Consider the following 15,986-nt stretch of genomic DNA (forward strand, 5'->3'; position numbering starts at 1 on the left):
GGCCGGGATCACAGAACGCTCCGGCATGATCTGCCAAGCATTCTTTGCAGAACTATCTGATAAGCATTAACATTCGTATCCTGTAAGTTGATATTACCGCCATAAGGCAGTTCGCCCTCTCCCCTGTGGCTCTGCAGGGAGCTGTTTGAATTGAAGGATCGTTACTGATGAAAGAAGGTTTTCGCCAGAGTATGGCCTGGCTGCACACCTGGTGCGGCCTGGTCGTGGGGTGGGTACTGTTCTTCGTGTTCGTCACCGGCACGGCAGGCTACTTTACCTTCGAGATCACCCGCTGGATGGAGCCGGAACGCCCATTTCTGGGGGCTGCACCCGAGTACGACAATGGGGCGCTGGCCGACATGGCCCTGCAGCGGTTGGAACAGGTTGCGCCTGGCGCCAGGTCATGGAACATCACCCTGCCCCACCATTCGCAAGCCTCGCGGAGCTGGGAGAACTTCGAGATTAGCTGGGAAACCATGCCGCTGGAACGTCATGAGCGCGGTGTTCGGGGTAGTGAAAAAGTGGACCCGCATACCGGCGGCCTGCGCACCGAAATAGAGCCTCGTGAAACGGGCGGTGGCAGGCTGCTGTACCGCATGCACTACTCACTGCATTACATCGACCGTCAGTTGGCGTTCTACTTGGTCGGCATCTGCACCATGCTGATGCTGGTGGCTCTGGTCAGTGGGGTGATCACCCATAAAAAGATCTTCAAGGACTTTTTTACTTTTAGGCCGGGCAAGGGCCAGCGCTCCTGGCTGGATGCCCATAACCTGATCAGTGTGATGGCGCTCCCCTTCTTCTTGATGATTACCTACAGCGGACTGGTGTTCTTCGCCGCGTCCTACATGCCCGCCGGTATCGCCACCCTTTACGGTGTCGATAGGCCAAGCCAGATGCGCTTTTTCAACGAGCTATTGGGTGACCCTAAGCATGAGCCGGTCAGCCGCCCCGAGGCATCCGTACCCACAATGCTTGCCAACGCTGAAGACGTCTGGGGCAAGGGCCAGGTTCGCTCGCTGATGCTGGAGCACGAAGTGGGCCAGGAGCCCCTTGTCGAGATCGGCAAGGTAAGCAGCACCAAGTTGCGAGTGCGTGAAGGTGAAACAATGCGCTTTCACGCCCACACCGGCGAGCTCCTGCCGCCCAAACCAGGCGATCACGCCGTGGTCGAGACTTACCAGACGCTGCTTGCCCTGCACGAGGGACACTTTGCCGATCCATGGCTACGCTGGTTGTACTTCATAGCTGGAATCCTCGGCTGCGGAATGATCGGCACCGGTCTGGTGCTCTGGACGATCAAGCGTCGTAGAAACCATGATGCGACGGGTGGGCACTTCGGTCTGAGGCTGGTCGAGGCCCTGAATGTGGCGACTATTGTCGGTCTACCGGCAGCGGTGGCGGCCTACTTCTGGGCCAACCGTCTGCTACCACTGGACATTGCCGACCGTGCTAACTGGGAAGCCAATGTCCTCTTTCTGGTCTGGGGCGAAACCCTGATCTATGCCTTTTTCCGCGACATCCGCAAGGCCTGGGTAGAGCTTTCATGGCTTGCCGCCGCCGCTTTTCTATTACTGCCCATACTTAACGCCCTCACCACCGACAAACATCTCGGTGCCAGCCTGGCCGTCGGCGACTGGGTGCTGGCGGGATTTGATCTTAGCATGCTGGCTCTGGGGCTGGCTTTTGCCTATCTGGCCCTCAGGATCAAAAGAATCTGGTTGAAAAAAGCCGCAGAGGAATCGCCGGCACATGCCGGCAGCCCCAGTGGAGAGATGGCATGATCGCGCTGCTCAAGGATCCTGCACGCTACCGTTGGATGGTGGCATCCCGGATAGCGGCTGCAGCGCTAGGCGGTTACCTCCTTACCTCGGCCCTGACAGTATTGCTGGCGCTGACCTGGCCTCTGCCCCAAGCCTACGCGCTGGCGGCCAGTACCATGCTGAGCTTTGCTTTGTATGCTGCGATTATCGTATGGGTCTTTGCCGCACGGCGGCTGTGGGTAGTGTGGCTGGGCCTGATTTTGACAACGGCTGTATGCACGGCACTATGCTGGCTTTTGCTGCCGGGCGCGGTCCCCGGGGGCACGCTATGACCTGGATGAGTCTCTCGGTTTTCACCACCAGCCTCGCAGGGTTTGTCGCCTTGGCGCTGGCCATGCCTAAGCACAGCAAACATTTGATAAGCAAAGCGCTGCCCGACTCCAGACGGTTTCTGCTTCGTATTCTGGGCTGGTGCTTGCTAGCAGTGGCTCTGGGCCTGGCGATAGCGCAATGGCAGTTTGCTATGGGCTCTGTTGTCTGGTTTGGCTGGCTAAGCGTGGCCGGCCTGGGACTGGTCTTCTATCTGCCCAAATGGCCTTGGCAACCGCAAACTCGGCCGAGCAGCCCGCGCAGGGAAAAGCTCCGCAACGGCGATGCTGTAGCAGCACCACCGGCAATCCGATCACGCCGCGCCACTCTGCTCCGTGCCGGGTTCACCGCTGCGGCCCTGCTTTTACCGCTGTCTGCCTTTACCTGGCAGCTGCTTGGCGCTCCGCAAGCACCCTTGTTACGCGAGGACGCCATTCACGGCCAGATAGGGCCCTGGGCATTTTCCCTGGCAGAAAAGGATCAGAAGCCGCCAGAGATTGTCGCCATGGGCGTCCCACTCAAAGCCTTCGTCATTCGTTTTTGCGAAGGCTGTGATCAGGATATTCGTACCGCCTATCTTAAAGTAAGAAAGCCCCGTTCTCTGCGCGCCGCAGGAACGTCCTTTGACGGCAGGGGGCGGGAGAAGACCGCTATCATTTCGCTACCCGACGCCATCAGTCTCAACGACGGCATCTGGCTAACAGTGGAAAGCAAGAACGGTGAGGTGCATTACCAGCAATTTGATATACAGCGGGTGTCGCCGGCCATCGCCAGCTTTCTACTGGCGCGGCCATGAGGCGGGGGCTTAAGCCAACCTCCGCGTAGCTTTATGACTGACCTGGATGCGGCAGGATCAATGCATGCCATGACCGTGCTGTGAGGACGCGGCCTGCTGTAATAGTTCCTGATCAATGTCCTCAAAGCGCAACACTCGTCCACCGTGCTCGTCGGCGAGCGCCTGCGCTGCGGCCTCATCTTTGAAGCTGGCCAAACTCGCTCCCATAGCGCTCTTCAGCGAAATGCCGGTGACATAATAAGCAGTGGTCGCGTCGATCAGGTGCGCGTCATCCGGTGCGCTCCATTCGCTTTGTCCCATATCATGGACGAACAGCGAAACGTCGCTGATACGGTTCTCCGGCTGCAACCACCAACCGAGCATTTCGGCAGTTGAGCAAAACTTGCGCACGCCAGCATTACCGACGCTTTGGCCTTTAGGACCGTCAAACTCCGTGATTGCCATCCCGCAGACATGGCATTCGTCATCAGGATGGAAGGCCACCGGCTCACGCACTACCTGCGTCTCTTGCTCTTTGCCGCAGGCCAACAGACCCAAGCTCATCAGGGTGATTGCGACCAGACGCACGCCGCGCTCTTGAAAACAATTCATCATCTAAACATCCTTAGGATCACACGACCCGTCGACGGAACAACCAATAAGCCAGAAGCAAGGAAATACTCGCCCAGACAACCAGACACACCCATAACAGCCAGCCCGATATCGGCAGATCATCTCCCAACGTCAGTACGCCGACGGCGCTGCTGCCAACATCAAAGCCTGAAAGGTTAATCAGGCGGTAGATATCGGTGGGGTTGAAGAGCAATACCCAGGGTAGAAGGTCAGGGTTGAACTTGCCCTCGCTGATGACCAGCACAGCCAGCAACGCCAGATCGAAGACCAGCACAAACAGAAACCACAGACCAAGCGCCAACCCGGCTGCGGTGGATTTCTCCCGAGCCAGGCTGCTCAGTACATAGGCCAGCGCCAGAAACACCCAACCCAGTAGCGTCGAAGAGAGCATGAAACGTCCGAACGCCCATACCAACAGACTCAGCTCGACGTCTTCGACCAGCGCTGCGATGGCCAGCGCGGCGCTGCCGAACCCGATCAGTGTGGCCAGAGCCAGAATCAGCCCATGGCCAAAGAACTTGCCCAGCAGGATCTGCCCGCGACCCAACGGATAGGTCAGCAGCAACATCAGCGTACCGCCCTCCTCCTCGCCGACGATCGCATCGTAGGCCAGCATCAACGCGATTAGCGGCATGAGGAAGGTTGCCAGACTGGCGAGACTGGCGATGGTCGCCGGAATCGAGGTAAAGCCAACCTGCCCCGACGCGGCAGCGCCAAACCAGGCTATGCCGACGGCCAACAGTGCGAACACCAGGCTGATCGCCAGCAACCAGCGATTGCGCAGGCCGTCGCTGAGCTCCTTGCGGGCAATATTCCAGATCTGCTTCATGCCGGTACCTCGCTGGCCTGGTCCATGTAGTGGCGATACAGGTCGGTAAGCGAGGGCTGGTGGATTTCGATGTCAGTCAGTCTTTCTCCGGCCAGCAACTCGCGCAATAGATCAAGCTTCTGATCACCCCGTGCGACCACTTCGATACCGTCTTTGCCGAGCGGCGTGGCGCTATGCCCGGCAGCGTTCCAACGTTGCATCCAGGACTCCCGGTCGACCACGCCGCTGACTCGGATACGCTCGGGGAGTGCCGCCTCGTTTCGCAAGCTGGTCAGCGTGCCCACCGCTTGCAAGCGCCCCCCGGCAAGGATGGCGCCACGGTCGATAAGCCGCTCGACCCCCGGCAGTACGTGGGAACAAAGGATCACACTGCAACCCTGCTGGCGCAGCCCATCGATCAGGCTATACAGGTCCTCAGTGGCGACCGGGTCCAGGCCCACCGTGGGCTCATCCAGCAGCAGCAGTCGGGGCTCGCCCAGCAGTGCCTGCGCCAACCCCAGACGTTGGCGCATACCTTTTGAGTAGGTACGCACCTTGCGATCTGCCGCATGGCTCAAACCGACCTGTTCCAATAACTGTTCGGTCTGGCTGACCGCGGCGCCCTTCAAGCGCGCGAAGTGCCGGAGTGTTTCGCGGCCGCTAAGCTGTGCATAAAAGGTCACGTTCTCCGGCAGATAGCCGAGCGTGCGGCGCACCTGCGGATCATTCGGCTCACGACCCAGTACGCGCACCTGGCCTTCAGTCGCATTGAGCAAGCCGAGGATAAGTTTCATCGTGGTGGTCTTGCCGGCACCGTTGTGACCGAACAAGCCAAGCACTTCGCCCTTACCCAGAGTAAGGCTAAGGTCTTCGAGTACGGTCAAGGCGCCGTAGCGCTGGGTGAGGTGGTGGATTTCTACTGCATTCATCGGGTGGTTTCCTGAGCCAGCGCCGGACTGTCGGCCGGTAGTTTCATTAACGGATGACTGTCCTGTACACCCGGCGATTTGATCACTGGGAAAACACGTTGCACCCAGCGCAGCAATTCAATCGCGGGACTGTTCATCAGCAAGCGCACCTGCGGGTAAAGCCAAAGCAAGCGGTCGATATTGTCGTTTGGTTCGTAGGAAACGTCGCCGACTCCGTCGTTATCGCGGTCCCAACCCAGGTAATCACTCCAATAATTACCCTGCCCATCCACCGACCATTCCTGGGTGCGCGTGGCGACGTATTTGACCTGCTGCTGGTTGCCGACAAAGGCGTTACGGCTGATCTTGTTATCCTCAGAACCAGCAGTAAGATGAATACCCAAGCCACTGTTTTCAAAATGATTATTTTCAATGGTATTGAACAGGGAATTATAGATAAAGAGCGCCTTGCCTTCAGCGCCGGAGATCATGGCGTCACCAGTGGACCCCTGATGTGCATCGGTAACGAAGTTATCGCTGACCGTTGAATAGGTGATGTAATTCATCAGAATGCCGTAGTTCTGATCGTGCTCGGAGCGGTTGCCCGTCACCGTCAACTGGCGGCTTTGCATCAATGCATAGCCGGTACGGGTGTTACGCGTGATATTGCCGATGACCGTGTTGTCATGGGAAAACATGTAGTGCACGCCATAGCGCAGATCTTCTAGTGTGTTGCCCTCGATCTGGTTGCCATTGGCATTGCCGATGTAGATGCCGTCCCGGGTATGACGCACATGGTTGTCGACAATCCGCGCGCCTTTGGTACTGAATACATGAATGCCGTTGCCTCGGTTTTGCGAGCGGAGATTCTCATCGCCCTGGATGTTGTTGCCGATCACGCTGACATCACTGGCGCGATCGATCCAGATTCCGAAACCCGGTCCCTGCAGACTGTTGCCGCGCAGCGTCGCCCGTTCGGCTTGCGGGTGAATGAAAATCCCTGAATCCAGATCTGTCAGGTTCTGTCCCCAATCAAGCAAGCTACAGTTCTCGAGGGTAACGTCTGGCGCTTTTATCTCAACAACGTGACCTGTGCCCTGCGCACTCAATATCGCGCCGTCTTCGCAGCGCAGATGGATAGGCTGGTCAATGAGAAACTGGCCCTGATATTCCCCTGCGGGGATAGACCAACGGTTGTCACTCTCGGCAGACAATGGCAGCTCGGTGATGTTCTGCGGAGCCGCCTGGGCAACTCCTGAAAAATACAGTAAGGCACAGGCTGCACTAAGGCGCGATACCGCTCTCGCCGGTCTTTTAAGCACTGCTGTTACCTTCTTCGGATACTTATGGAAGACAACCCGGCGAGATTCACCGGGTTGTCACAAGGACTGACAACACTTCTATCAGGCAGGCTCGACCATCATCCGGCCGGTCATTTCCATGTGTAATGCGTGGCAGAACCAGCTGCAGTAGTACCAATACACACCGGGTTTGTCGGCCGTGAAGGTAATGGAAGAGGTCTGTTGCGGGCTGATCTCCATGCTCACACCATGGTTAACCATAACGAAGCCGTGGGTTACGTCCTCGATCTGGTCGATGTTGGTGATGGTCACAGTGACTTCATCACCCTGCTTGACGGTAAACTCGGTCAGACCGAAAGCCGGTGCGAAGGAAGTCATATAGACGCGCACTTTGTTGCCGTCGCGGATCACCTTGTTATCCGCAGTCAGATTAATGCCATCCTTGTCCGCCCTCTTGACCGTTTCGGCAAAGAATAGATCATCGCGGTCCCAGACTTTCTTCGTACGGATCTGATCACGGCGCACCAGAATGCAGTCGTGAGGTTCGGCGAACGCAGGACCGTCGTGCACCAGCTTCATTTCATCGCCGGAGATGTCAAACAACTGGTCATTCTCAGGGTGTAGCGGTCCGGTCGGCAGGAAGCGATCTTTGGAGAACTTACTGAGTACTACCATCCACTGGCCATCCGCTTCGGATGATTCAGCCAACGATGCATGGTTGTGTCCGGGCTGGTAATGCACATCAATCTTCTGCTTGATGTAGTTGACGTCTTCGCCGTTATAAGCACGAATTGCATCTGCCATGTTCCACTTGACCACCTGGCTATCGATAAACAGGGTGGTATAGGCATTACCACGGCCATCAAAGGTTGTGTGCAGCGGTCCCAGGCCCAGTTCAACTTCAGCAATAACCGCTTCACGTGGATCCTCGAACTTGTCGTCGAACAAATCATCGAGCCGGTCGATAGCGATCATGCTGGCCGTAGGCGACAGCTTGCCGGCCACGACGAAGTATTTGCCATCGGGGGAAGTGTTACAGCCGTGGGGATTCTTCGGAATGGGGATGTAACGTGTCAACTTTGAGCCAGCACGGCCATTAACAACCGGCACTTTGGAGTCGCCCAGGGTGGTGAATTCGCCCTTTTTGACCGCTGCTTCGATGCGAGCGATATTGAAAACCACAACCCAGTCGCGCTCGGCACGCATCATGCCGCCCAGATCCGTCGCTTCTTCGGAGTTGTAGCAGGTAGACGCTGCGTACTTGCCCGTGTAGTCCGCATCGGTGTTGTCCAGGTTGCCGTCCACGATCACCTGGAAAGCGACTTCCATGCTTTCAGCATCAATCACGTTGAACATAGTGAAGACGTCATCGCCGGTCAAACCGAAGCTGGTGCCGTCGTTCGGGTGCGGAATAAAGAATTCAGCGTTGGCAAAGATGTATTTCGTGTGCGGCACTTTCTGCAGGCGCAGACCGTGAATCGACTGAACGTTGGGAATCGTGGTGATTTTGTCGCACTTCATGATATCCAGGCGAATCCGCGCCACGCGGCTATTGGCCTTGTCGTTGATAAACAGATACTTGCCGTCGTATTTACCATCGGTCATGGAGATGTGCGGGTGGTGGCAATCGCCGTTCAGAAACTTGGCGCTCTCACCCATGACATGCCGGCTTTCGTTGGTCAAGCCCCAGCCGGTTGCCGAATCGACGTTGAACACGGGGATGCGCATCAGCTCGCGCATGGACGGAACCCCCATTACCCGGACCTCACCCTGGTGCCCGCCGCTCCAGAAACCGTAGTAGGAATCCAGTTCGCCCGGCCCGACATGAATCTTGGACTTGGTTTCCTTGGCGGCCTGGGCAAAGGCTTCACGGCTCATGATCGAACTACCCAGCGCCGTAGCCCCCATGACCGCTGCACCCGTCATGGCGCTCGCGCCGAGGAAGCCGCGACGGCTTAGCCCTTTGGCCTCGAGTATTTCGGTGGTTTTCTTTTCTTTGTCGCTCATATTCTAGCTCCTTGGATACGGCTTCAACTTCTGACTCGGATATTGAACGTGCCGGTATACGGTCGTTCAGGGTTCAACCACGTGTACTGGGATCAACTCGGGAACGGGCTCCCTTTTGCTTTTTCGGGCGCGCTTGTTCTTGAGAATCAAGGGCGGGCATTTTTCGTCGTTGTGATAAGTCATCTGGCAGTCCAGGCAGTAATGGCATTCGTTGTGATTGATATGGCCATCTGGATGAATAGCCTGAATTTCACATTCCTTGGCGCATAGCTGGCAGGGGTCGCCACATTCTTTACGGCGCTTCAGCCAGTCGAACAGGCGAAATTTTGAGGGAATAGCCAGCGCGGCGCCGAGTGGGCAGATGTAGCGGCAGTAGACTTTGCGCGTAAAGATACTGATCACTAACAAGATCACCGCATACAACACAAACCACCACTGACGATCGAATTTCAGGGTGATGGCCGTCTTAAACGGCTCTACCTCAGCCGCCTGCTCGGCGACAGACATGGATTCCAGCGATATGGCAAAGAGCACCATGAGCACTATGTACTTGACCGCCCACAGACGCTCGTGGACCGCAAAAGGTAGCTCGTACTGCGGCACTTTCAACTTACGTGCTGCTTCGTTGATCAACTCCTGTAGAGCGCCGAAGGGGCATAGCCAGCCGCAGAACACCCCTCGCCCCCAAAGCAGAATGCTGGCTGCTGTAAAGACCCACAGGATGAAGATGATTGGATCGGTTAGAAACAGCTCCCAGCGAAAGTCGTCGAACACCGCGTGCACGAAGGTCAGTACGTTGACTATCGACAGCTGCCCCAGCGCATACCAGCCGAGAAATACCACGGTGAAGATCAGATAGCCGCGACGCAGCCAGTGCAACAGGGTCGGATGCTTGGTGAGCTTGTCCTGGAAGAACAGGATGCCGAGCAGCACCAGCAGTGCTGTTACGACAACGCCGATCTTCCAGCTTTGCTGATACCAGATATTCACCCACATTGGCCGGTTGGCTTCTTCGATGGCGGCCAACTCTTGCGCAGTAGGCTCTGGCCGCTCAAGGTAATCCTCAGGCAGTTGGTATGGCAGCTCAAAGCTGGTGAACATGCTGCTGACCGGACCGGTCTGACGGCGAACCAGCAGTTCCAGGGTCCAGGGTGTACCCGGATCGAAACGATGGTTTTCGCGCACAATGAAGATCGACATTTCATTAAAGGCGGGCATGCCGGCTGCGAACACGTCCGACAACCGATCATGGTCCATATCCCGGAAGCTGATCATCTCGCCAAACTGCCGCAACTGCACCCGATCGAAGATGCCGCCGCGTACATAGCCGGAACCTTTGTACGAATAGTCTCCACTGCCCATTACCGCGATGGCGTGCTCGCCAGGTTCGAGGTCTTCCATCAGAAATCGGTATTGGTTGTCACCCATCAGGTTGCGACCAATGGTCGGCGGGTTGAGATGTGCTGCATACAAGTCGATAAACGTTGCGTCGACCTGATCAGGGGCCGCCTCGTCTATTCCCTCTGCCTCGGTACCGAGGAAGGCTTCATCGATCTGCCCATGGGTGAGGTGTAGGCGGCGAATTGAACCATTCCCGGTCAGAGTCGCCCAGTCTGCCTCCTGGTATACATCATCCCGTACGATAGCCGGCCTGGTTCCAACACCACTTGTTTCTTCGACCAGCCCCAGCGATACCGCCACAGTATGAGCAGTACCCATGACGATTTCATTGACCACCATGACGGTCACAGTCGCGCCGCTCACCGCATCCACAGTGACCGCGTTCTCATCCCTCGACCGGCCGACCACAACACGCTGATTGACGGAGATGCCGTCATACTTGGCGGTGAAGTCATGCAGTTTATGCTCAGGAATACCGATCAGCAGGATGGGTTCATGATGCTCCAGCACATAGGCATCACGGATCACGCCTCGCGGATCCAGGATCACATGGAGGTTGATGGGTTTGCCTGAATAGGCAGGAATGGTAGTGACGTCAATGCTCTCGTAGGCATAACCGACCACCTCTTCGCCTGCATACAAAGTACTGACGTTGTACTCGCCCTCAGGCTCGGAAACGCTATCAGCAGCAGGCAATGCGGCGTCAATTCGCTGCTGCACAAGCTCAGCATGATCTTGAGCCTGCACCGTCTGCATAGCGCCCAGCGCTAGGACAATGCAGAAAATAGCTCTGCAGACCCATACAGCACTGATTGGGTTTGTCATCTAACGGGGCTCCGGGTGCTAAAGAGATGGCTTGCGGGGTTTGGGCTTAGTGTAGGCCTCAATTGAGCTGGCGGATTTGACGAGCGTCAAATCCGGCCGGCTACAGGATGGCGTGTGTTGACGTTATTTCGCGGACAATTCTGCCTATTTTTCGACTTTGATTCGAAAATAAAAGCAAATTGTCGTTTTAATGTTTTCCATCCGCAGTTAGCGCAACCTGGGGCTGCAGACTCCTTGCAGTGATATCTGGTCAAAAGGCTTCAGGCCTATGGTCGCGGCTGAAACGAAAACGCCCCGGAGCACAAGGTGCCGGGGCGATTTTTTTGCCGCTTGGAGTTAGTGACCGTTGCATCACTGCCTGATCCAGTCACGGCATGGAAATTAACCGAGTGGATGGGCACACTTTCAATGGGGGTGTTCATTTTGCGCATGGCAAAAAAATAGGGGAAGCGAAGAAGCGAGAAATCTGCGAAATGCGCTGATGAAATGAAGCGGAGCTCGCTACTCGAATGGTGCCCGGAGCCTAACCCATATTCCCGTCTCACCCTGTCGCAATCCTTCGCCAAACGCCCGTTATTACTGGGCTTCAGCACAATTACCTTGCCTTAACCTGTCGCACGCCTTAACATCCAATGACATTGTTTATGTTGGGTAGGATGTTATGCCGAAGAAAGCCAAAGAGCTAAGCGCCACCGAGGTTCGCAACTTGAGCAAGCCCGGCTTGCACGCGGTAGGAGGAACCGCTGGGCTTTTGCTGCAAGTATCAGCGGCTGGAGCGCGTTCCTGGATCTTGCGCACAATGGTGGGCGCGAAACGCCGAGATATTGGCCTTGGTGGCTTTCCTGATGTGCCATTGAAGGCAGCCCGCGAAAAAGCTCGCGAGATCAAGGAACAGATTCAGCAGGGAGTTGATCCGGTATTGCAGCGCAAAGCCAACCGCTCGGCATTGATCCGCGAACAGAGTAAAGCCGTTACTTTTGCGGATCTGGCGCAGGTTTATACTCAGCGCAAAAGCAAAGAATTCAAGACCGCAAAGCAGACTCAAAAGCTGGCCGGACACCTGGAACGCTACGCCCTGCCCTACCTTGGCAAAATGCTGGTCTCTGACATTGAAATGGCACACGTTGTCGCGATGCTTGAGCCTATATGGGAAACCAAGACCGAGACCGCCACCCGCGTTCGGCTCAGTGTCGAGAAGATCCTAGACATAGCCATTGCTGACAAAAAGCGTAGCGGGAACAACCCGGCAAAGTGGAAAGGAGTGCTAGAACACAGCAGCTTGCCAGCGCCGGGCAAGGTGTCCAAGGTTACGCATCATGCCGCTCTGGCTGTGGACGATATGCCCACCTTTTGGGCCAAGCTGCAAAAGGCCAGAGGCATGGGTGCCAGAACGCTACAATTCATCATCCTGACCGCTTGCCGTTCTGGTGAAGCACGGGGCGCAACATGGGATGAAATCGACTTCACCAAAAAGACCTGGACCGTCCCCGCCGAGCGCATGAAGGGGAAAAAAGTTCATGTCGTACCCCTGACCGCTGATGCTATCAATCTACTAGAGCAAACACCGCGCCTTGGTAAATACCTGTTCACTGGTGGCCGTGGTGGGCAAATATCGGATGTGATGGTTTCCAAGGTGCCCAAGGCATTGGGCCACAACGTAACCGCGCACGGCTTCAGATCCACGTTCAAAGACTGGGCCAGGCTGCATACCGCCTACCCAGACGAGGTGTCGGAGCTAGCTATTGCGCACGTCAACAGCGACAAGACCCGCGCCGCCTATGCGCGTGATGGTCTGCTGAACAAGCGCCGTCTGTTGATGAATGATTGGGCCGACTACTGCAACGGCAAGGGCGCAAAAGTAAGCGGTGACAACGTTGTCAGCATTGGAGGTGCCAGCCAATGAAAACGCCAGAGCAAGCCTTGCGAGAAGACCCGATAACCAAACACGCGATGAAATTAACCGGGCTGAGCTTTGATGAAATAATGAAGGTTCGGCTAGACCTGCCCGAGAACCCGTTAGATATCGGCGGGGCGCTTTTAGGCTGGACCGGCACCATTGCCCCGGAGCACATAGCGCCCCTAATCGACTTTGCCATTTTGCGCTGGTATTACTCGCCCGAGTCTCACTTGCCAGAGTTCGAGGATATGAGGCAAGCGGCCAGCATGCATATACACAGAGCAAGCCTAGAGCCTTATGTGCCGCATGGGATCGCAGTTCAGCATGGCCGCAGAAAGGCGGCAGAAAAACGCAATATAGAATCAAAGGCAAGCGCGAGCGCCAATATTGAAGCGGCCAAAACTATTTGGGTGGAACTAGCGGCTAATGGTAGGCCCGAGCGTGAGCGTGTGGCGGTTATTGCCCAGCGTATGGGTTTCGAGGAAAGCACAGTGCGAGGCTGGATAAGAAAAGCGGGATTGCGCTAACCGCAACTAATACCGCGTGTGAAAAATGGGTTGTGTCATTCAATTGCAAGAGGCACAACCAATGAACAAGCAAGCAACACTAGTAACACCCTCCGCAGTATGCGCGAGACTGATGCACACGTCAGATAACTCCGAACCGTCGCAATCAAGTACAGGACGGTTCAGCATGAATAAGGCAAGCGCAGTTAGTCACGCCGATGGCAAAGGCCAAGGATGTGCCCAAGCTCAAGTTGGCATTACACCTCGTTGCACTGGAGTAATGTCATGAAAATCACAACCGATATGGTCGCTCAATACATTTCAGACGTTCAACTGGCTGAGATATTCAGCGTTTCCCGCGCAACCATTTGGCGCTGGGCCGCTTCCGGGATTCTGCCTCAACCCCTAAAACTTTCCCCCGGCTGCACCCGCTGGCGCTTGGATCAAATCAAGCAATTGCAGGGGGCCGCATAACATGAAAAAAGAAAAGGCCACCCCGAAGAGCAGCCCCAAAACATCACACGGCAAGTTTAACCCACATTTGGATCAACTGAAAGTTGCTATCTATCAAGATATGCAGCATCGGGGAAATGCGATTCTCTTTGCCACTTTGCAAGATATTTTTCGCAATCAAGGATACACCCGGCAGGAAGTTATCACCCACATAAACGAGTTAGTGGCTGATGGTCTGCTGGAATATCAGAATCGGGAAATGCCGGGTAATACTGCGCGTTCGGCATCTGTTCGCGTACTGGTGAAGTTGGCAGGGGGTAAAATATGAACACTCTGACCCTTACTCTTTTCCTAGTTGCATATTGTGTCTGCCGCATTCGTGCGGAGGTGAAATTATGAGCGCCGCATTCCGTTTGCCCCTGTACGCCTCGCACAATGAGAACAGCCCGGCTAAACACATTAGCCTGACTACACTTCTCACGATGGCGATGAACCCCACCACCAGGCCAAAGGACAAGGCCGCTTGCTTGACGCCGTTTGATGCAGAAGGCAAGACCAAGCCCTATGCACTCGAATCGTCGTATTGGGCTTTAGTCTGTGATCATGACGATGACAGCCGCGACCGCGAAGAAATCAGCGCGATATATGACAGCTATGGCTGTGCATGGCTGGCTTTCACCACAAGCAGTCACCAGCAAAACAAAAAAGGCGTCACAGCGAACCGCTGGAAAGTAGTCATTCCGTTGCTGACACCCATTGACTCAAGCAGGTACGGCACAATCTGCAACGGGCTTGCGATGCTTGGGAATGCCGATAGAGCGCAGGCCAGAGTACAGCAGGTTTTTTATGCGCCCAACGTCATAGAGGCTGGCGCAGCCTATGAATATATAGACCGTACCGATAGCCCTTTGCTTGATGCAAGCGATGACAATGCACCCCTCACCAAAGCGGCCTTGACGGCGCTGGAGGACGCGCAAGCAACAGCCGAAGCAGAGGCACGCCCAGCGATGCCAAAGCCCCGCAGCGTTAGAGCAGAGGATGCTGGCGTCATTGATAAAGCTGTTGCCGCCTATGACATCGACAGCGTAATCGAGGCTGAAGGTTATCGCCGTATCGGTCGCGCATGGCTGTCACCAAACAGCACAACCGGGAGTGCTGGCGTTCATATCCTGACAGGCCCAGACGGCAAAAAGCGACTGTATAGCCACCACGGGGAATCGGACCCTTTATCGAACCTCAATCACGACGGTCATTCGCTTGATTTGTTTGATGTTCTGGTAGCCCTGAAATACGGCGGAGATTTTAGCCGGGCTGTGCGTGCTTTCGCTGATGATCTAGATCCAGATGGCCAGAAGCGCAGGCGACAAGAGTACGCAAAGGAGAAGGCGCGAGAAGAAACCATTGACCAGTTCGGCGCATCGGTCACGCCTGAAGCGCAGAAAATTGCTGACTATATCCACCAGCAATTGCTGGAGCGCTTTGGCATTGATCCCGCAGATGACCCAGACGCAGCCGAAAGCCTTCTACCTAATGGCGAGAACATCACCAGGATGATCAATGGCGCGTTCTGGTCTGGGACCAAGAGCAAGATTTTTTTGCTCAACCATGACGAGTCATTGGTGCAGTTCAAGGAAACTGATGCTTATAAGTTCCTGTGCCGCACCTTTGGCACCATTATCGACAAACAGGCAGTCACGGATCTGGCTAAATCGCTGGCGTTTGGATGCACTTCAGACGCTGCCGAGGAAAGCGCCAGAGCCAAGTTTATAAGCGGCTGCATGGCTATTGCCCTGACAGCTATCCTCGACCACTTGAAATATGCAAACCAGCGCGAAAGCGTGGAGTGGCGCGTGGATATGTTCGCCAAGTTCAGCCGCCTGGAGCTTCAAGAGGATAAGGCGCGAATCGTACTCACTCACAAGCCGCTGAAGCTGCCGCGACGGCCTGCCGATCATGCCGCAATCGTCGCGGACTACCTTCAGCACTTCCCAAAGCTAGACGCATTTATTGAACTGCTAGTTGCGGCCCGCTTTGCAGGGGATCGGAAAAAGGCTTATTTGTGGCTGTTCGCTTCGACCGATTGGGGCAAAGGTTTATTGCTGGGGGCATTGTCACAGATCGGCCTAGTCGTGAACCTAAGCGTTAAAGAAGTCGAGGCCATGTTCGAGGGCAAGCCGGTAGGACGTTCGCCGCTGGACTTCAAGCGCGCATTTGTATTGGCCATTGACGAGTTCAAAACGGTCAAAGCAGAGCTAAAGCAACTGCAATCAGTCATCGAGCTAGCGCCAAAGAACCAATTGACCTCAAGCGTGGAAGTGTTTGCGTATTCCGGCGAACGTG

The 15,986-nt window shown here is 55.7% G+C and carries 12 protein-coding genes and 1 pseudogene; 7 read left to right on the forward strand and 6 right to left on the reverse strand.

Annotated features, from left to right (window positions below):
- The first annotated feature begins 167 nt into the window (after nt 1-167).
- The 3 genes from K787_RS0109740 to K787_RS0109750 are packed head-to-tail and all read left to right on the forward strand — an operon-like array spanning nt 168 to nt 2,928.
- A complete protein-coding gene (locus K787_RS0109740) occupies nt 168-1,784 on the forward strand; it encodes a PepSY-associated TM helix domain-containing protein (RefSeq protein WP_022962616.1) in 1,617 nt (538 codons plus the stop codon).
- Nucleotides 1,781-2,095 (forward strand): hypothetical protein, encoded by a 315-nt coding sequence (locus K787_RS0109745; protein WP_022962617.1) that lies wholly within the window; start codon nt 1,781-1,783, stop codon nt 2,093-2,095. The genes K787_RS0109740 and K787_RS0109745 overlap by 4 nt, the downstream gene beginning before the upstream one ends.
- Complete coding sequence (locus tag K787_RS0109750; RefSeq protein WP_022962618.1) at nt 2,092-2,928, forward strand: DUF3325 domain-containing protein; 837 nt, start codon at nt 2,092-2,094, stop codon at nt 2,926-2,928. Before K787_RS0109745 ends, K787_RS0109750 begins: the two co-directional genes overlap by 4 nt.
- A gap of 57 nt (nt 2,929-2,985) precedes the next feature.
- Here the strand turns inward: K787_RS0109750 and K787_RS0109755 are convergent, their stop codons facing one another.
- The 6 genes from K787_RS0109755 to nosR form a co-directional block, all read right to left on the reverse strand.
- Nucleotides 2,986-3,519 (reverse strand): nitrous oxide reductase accessory protein NosL, encoded by a 534-nt coding sequence (locus tag K787_RS0109755; RefSeq protein WP_028614797.1) that lies wholly within the window; start codon nt 3,517-3,519, stop codon nt 2,986-2,988.
- Nucleotides 3,520-3,538: 19 nt separating this feature from the next.
- Nucleotides 3,539-4,369 (reverse strand): ABC transporter permease, encoded by an 831-nt coding sequence (locus K787_RS0109760; protein WP_022962620.1) that lies wholly within the window; start codon nt 4,367-4,369, stop codon nt 3,539-3,541.
- Nucleotides 4,366-5,277: an ABC transporter ATP-binding protein gene (locus K787_RS0109765; protein ID WP_022962621.1), complete on the reverse strand. Its 912-nt coding sequence runs from the start codon at nt 5,275-5,277 to the stop codon at nt 4,366-4,368. The genes K787_RS0109760 and K787_RS0109765 overlap by 4 nt, the downstream gene beginning before the upstream one ends.
- Nucleotides 5,274-6,578, reverse strand: a complete 1,305-nt coding sequence (locus tag K787_RS0109770; RefSeq protein ID WP_022962622.1) for a nitrous oxide reductase family maturation protein NosD — start codon at nt 6,576-6,578, stop codon at nt 5,274-5,276. Before K787_RS0109770 ends, K787_RS0109765 begins: the two co-directional genes overlap by 4 nt.
- A gap of 81 nt (nt 6,579-6,659) precedes the next feature.
- Nucleotides 6,660-8,564, reverse strand: coding sequence for a TAT-dependent nitrous-oxide reductase (gene nosZ / locus K787_RS0109775; RefSeq protein ID WP_022962623.1), 1,905 nt, complete (start codon nt 8,562-8,564; stop codon nt 6,660-6,662).
- A 66-nt stretch (nt 8,565-8,630) separates the two neighbouring features.
- Nucleotides 8,631-10,721: a transcriptional regulator NosR gene (nosR, locus tag K787_RS0109780; protein WP_370736727.1), complete on the reverse strand. Its 2,091-nt coding sequence runs from the start codon at nt 10,719-10,721 to the stop codon at nt 8,631-8,633.
- 730 nt (nt 10,722-11,451) lie between these two features.
- On the opposite strand from nosR, the gene K787_RS22720 reads away from it, so the two are divergent.
- The 4 genes and pseudogenes from K787_RS22720 to K787_RS0109805 all read left to right on the forward strand — a co-directional run.
- The gene (locus tag K787_RS22720) at nt 11,452-12,693 is read left to right on the forward strand and encodes a tyrosine-type recombinase/integrase (protein ID WP_022962625.1); all 1,242 of its coding nucleotides are present in this window, start codon (nt 11,452-11,454) and stop codon (nt 12,691-12,693) included.
- Nucleotides 12,690-13,214, forward strand: coding sequence for a hypothetical protein (locus K787_RS0109790; protein ID WP_022962626.1), 525 nt, complete (start codon nt 12,690-12,692; stop codon nt 13,212-13,214). The genes K787_RS22720 and K787_RS0109790 overlap by 4 nt, the downstream gene beginning before the upstream one ends.
- Nucleotides 13,215-13,668: 454 nt before the next feature.
- Complete coding sequence (locus tag K787_RS0109800) at nt 13,669-13,974, forward strand: hypothetical protein (RefSeq protein WP_022962628.1); 306 nt, start codon at nt 13,669-13,671, stop codon at nt 13,972-13,974.
- A gap of 67 nt (nt 13,975-14,041) precedes the next feature.
- Nucleotides 14,042-15,986 (forward strand): annotated as a pseudogene (locus K787_RS0109805) (hypothetical protein); the annotation flags it as partial.

Source organism: Halopseudomonas pelagia CL-AP6 (genome assembly GCF_000410875.1).
In the GTDB taxonomy this organism is placed as follows: Bacteria; Pseudomonadota; Gammaproteobacteria; order Pseudomonadales; family Pseudomonadaceae; genus Halopseudomonas; species Halopseudomonas pelagia.

Coding starts and splice junctions, on each gene's coding strand:
- K787_RS0109765 (WP_022962621.1), bottom strand. CDS start 5,277: ATGAATGCAGTAGAAATCCACCACCTCACCCAGCGCTACGGCGCCTTG.
- nosR (WP_370736727.1), bottom strand. CDS start 10,721: ATGCAGACGGTGCAGGCTCAAGATCATGCTGAGCTTGTGCAGCAGCGA.
- K787_RS0109790 (WP_022962626.1), top strand. CDS start 12,690: ATGAAAACGCCAGAGCAAGCCTTGCGAGAAGACCCGATAACCAAACAC.
- nosZ (WP_022962623.1), bottom strand. CDS start 8,564: ATGAGCGACAAAGAAAAGAAAACCACCGAAATACTCGAGGCCAAAGGG.
- K787_RS0109755 (WP_028614797.1), bottom strand. CDS start 3,519: ATGAATTGTTTTCAAGAGCGCGGCGTGCGTCTGGTCGCAATCACCCTG.
- K787_RS0109760 (WP_022962620.1), bottom strand. CDS start 4,369: ATGAAGCAGATCTGGAATATTGCCCGCAAGGAGCTCAGCGACGGCCTG.
- K787_RS0109750 (WP_022962618.1), top strand. CDS start 2,092: ATGACCTGGATGAGTCTCTCGGTTTTCACCACCAGCCTCGCAGGGTTT.
- K787_RS0109745 (WP_022962617.1), top strand. CDS start 1,781: ATGATCGCGCTGCTCAAGGATCCTGCACGCTACCGTTGGATGGTGGCA.
- K787_RS0109740 (WP_022962616.1), top strand. CDS start 168: ATGAAAGAAGGTTTTCGCCAGAGTATGGCCTGGCTGCACACCTGGTGC.
- K787_RS22720 (WP_022962625.1), top strand. CDS start 11,452: ATGCCGAAGAAAGCCAAAGAGCTAAGCGCCACCGAGGTTCGCAACTTG.
- K787_RS0109800 (WP_022962628.1), top strand. CDS start 13,669: ATGAAAAAAGAAAAGGCCACCCCGAAGAGCAGCCCCAAAACATCACAC.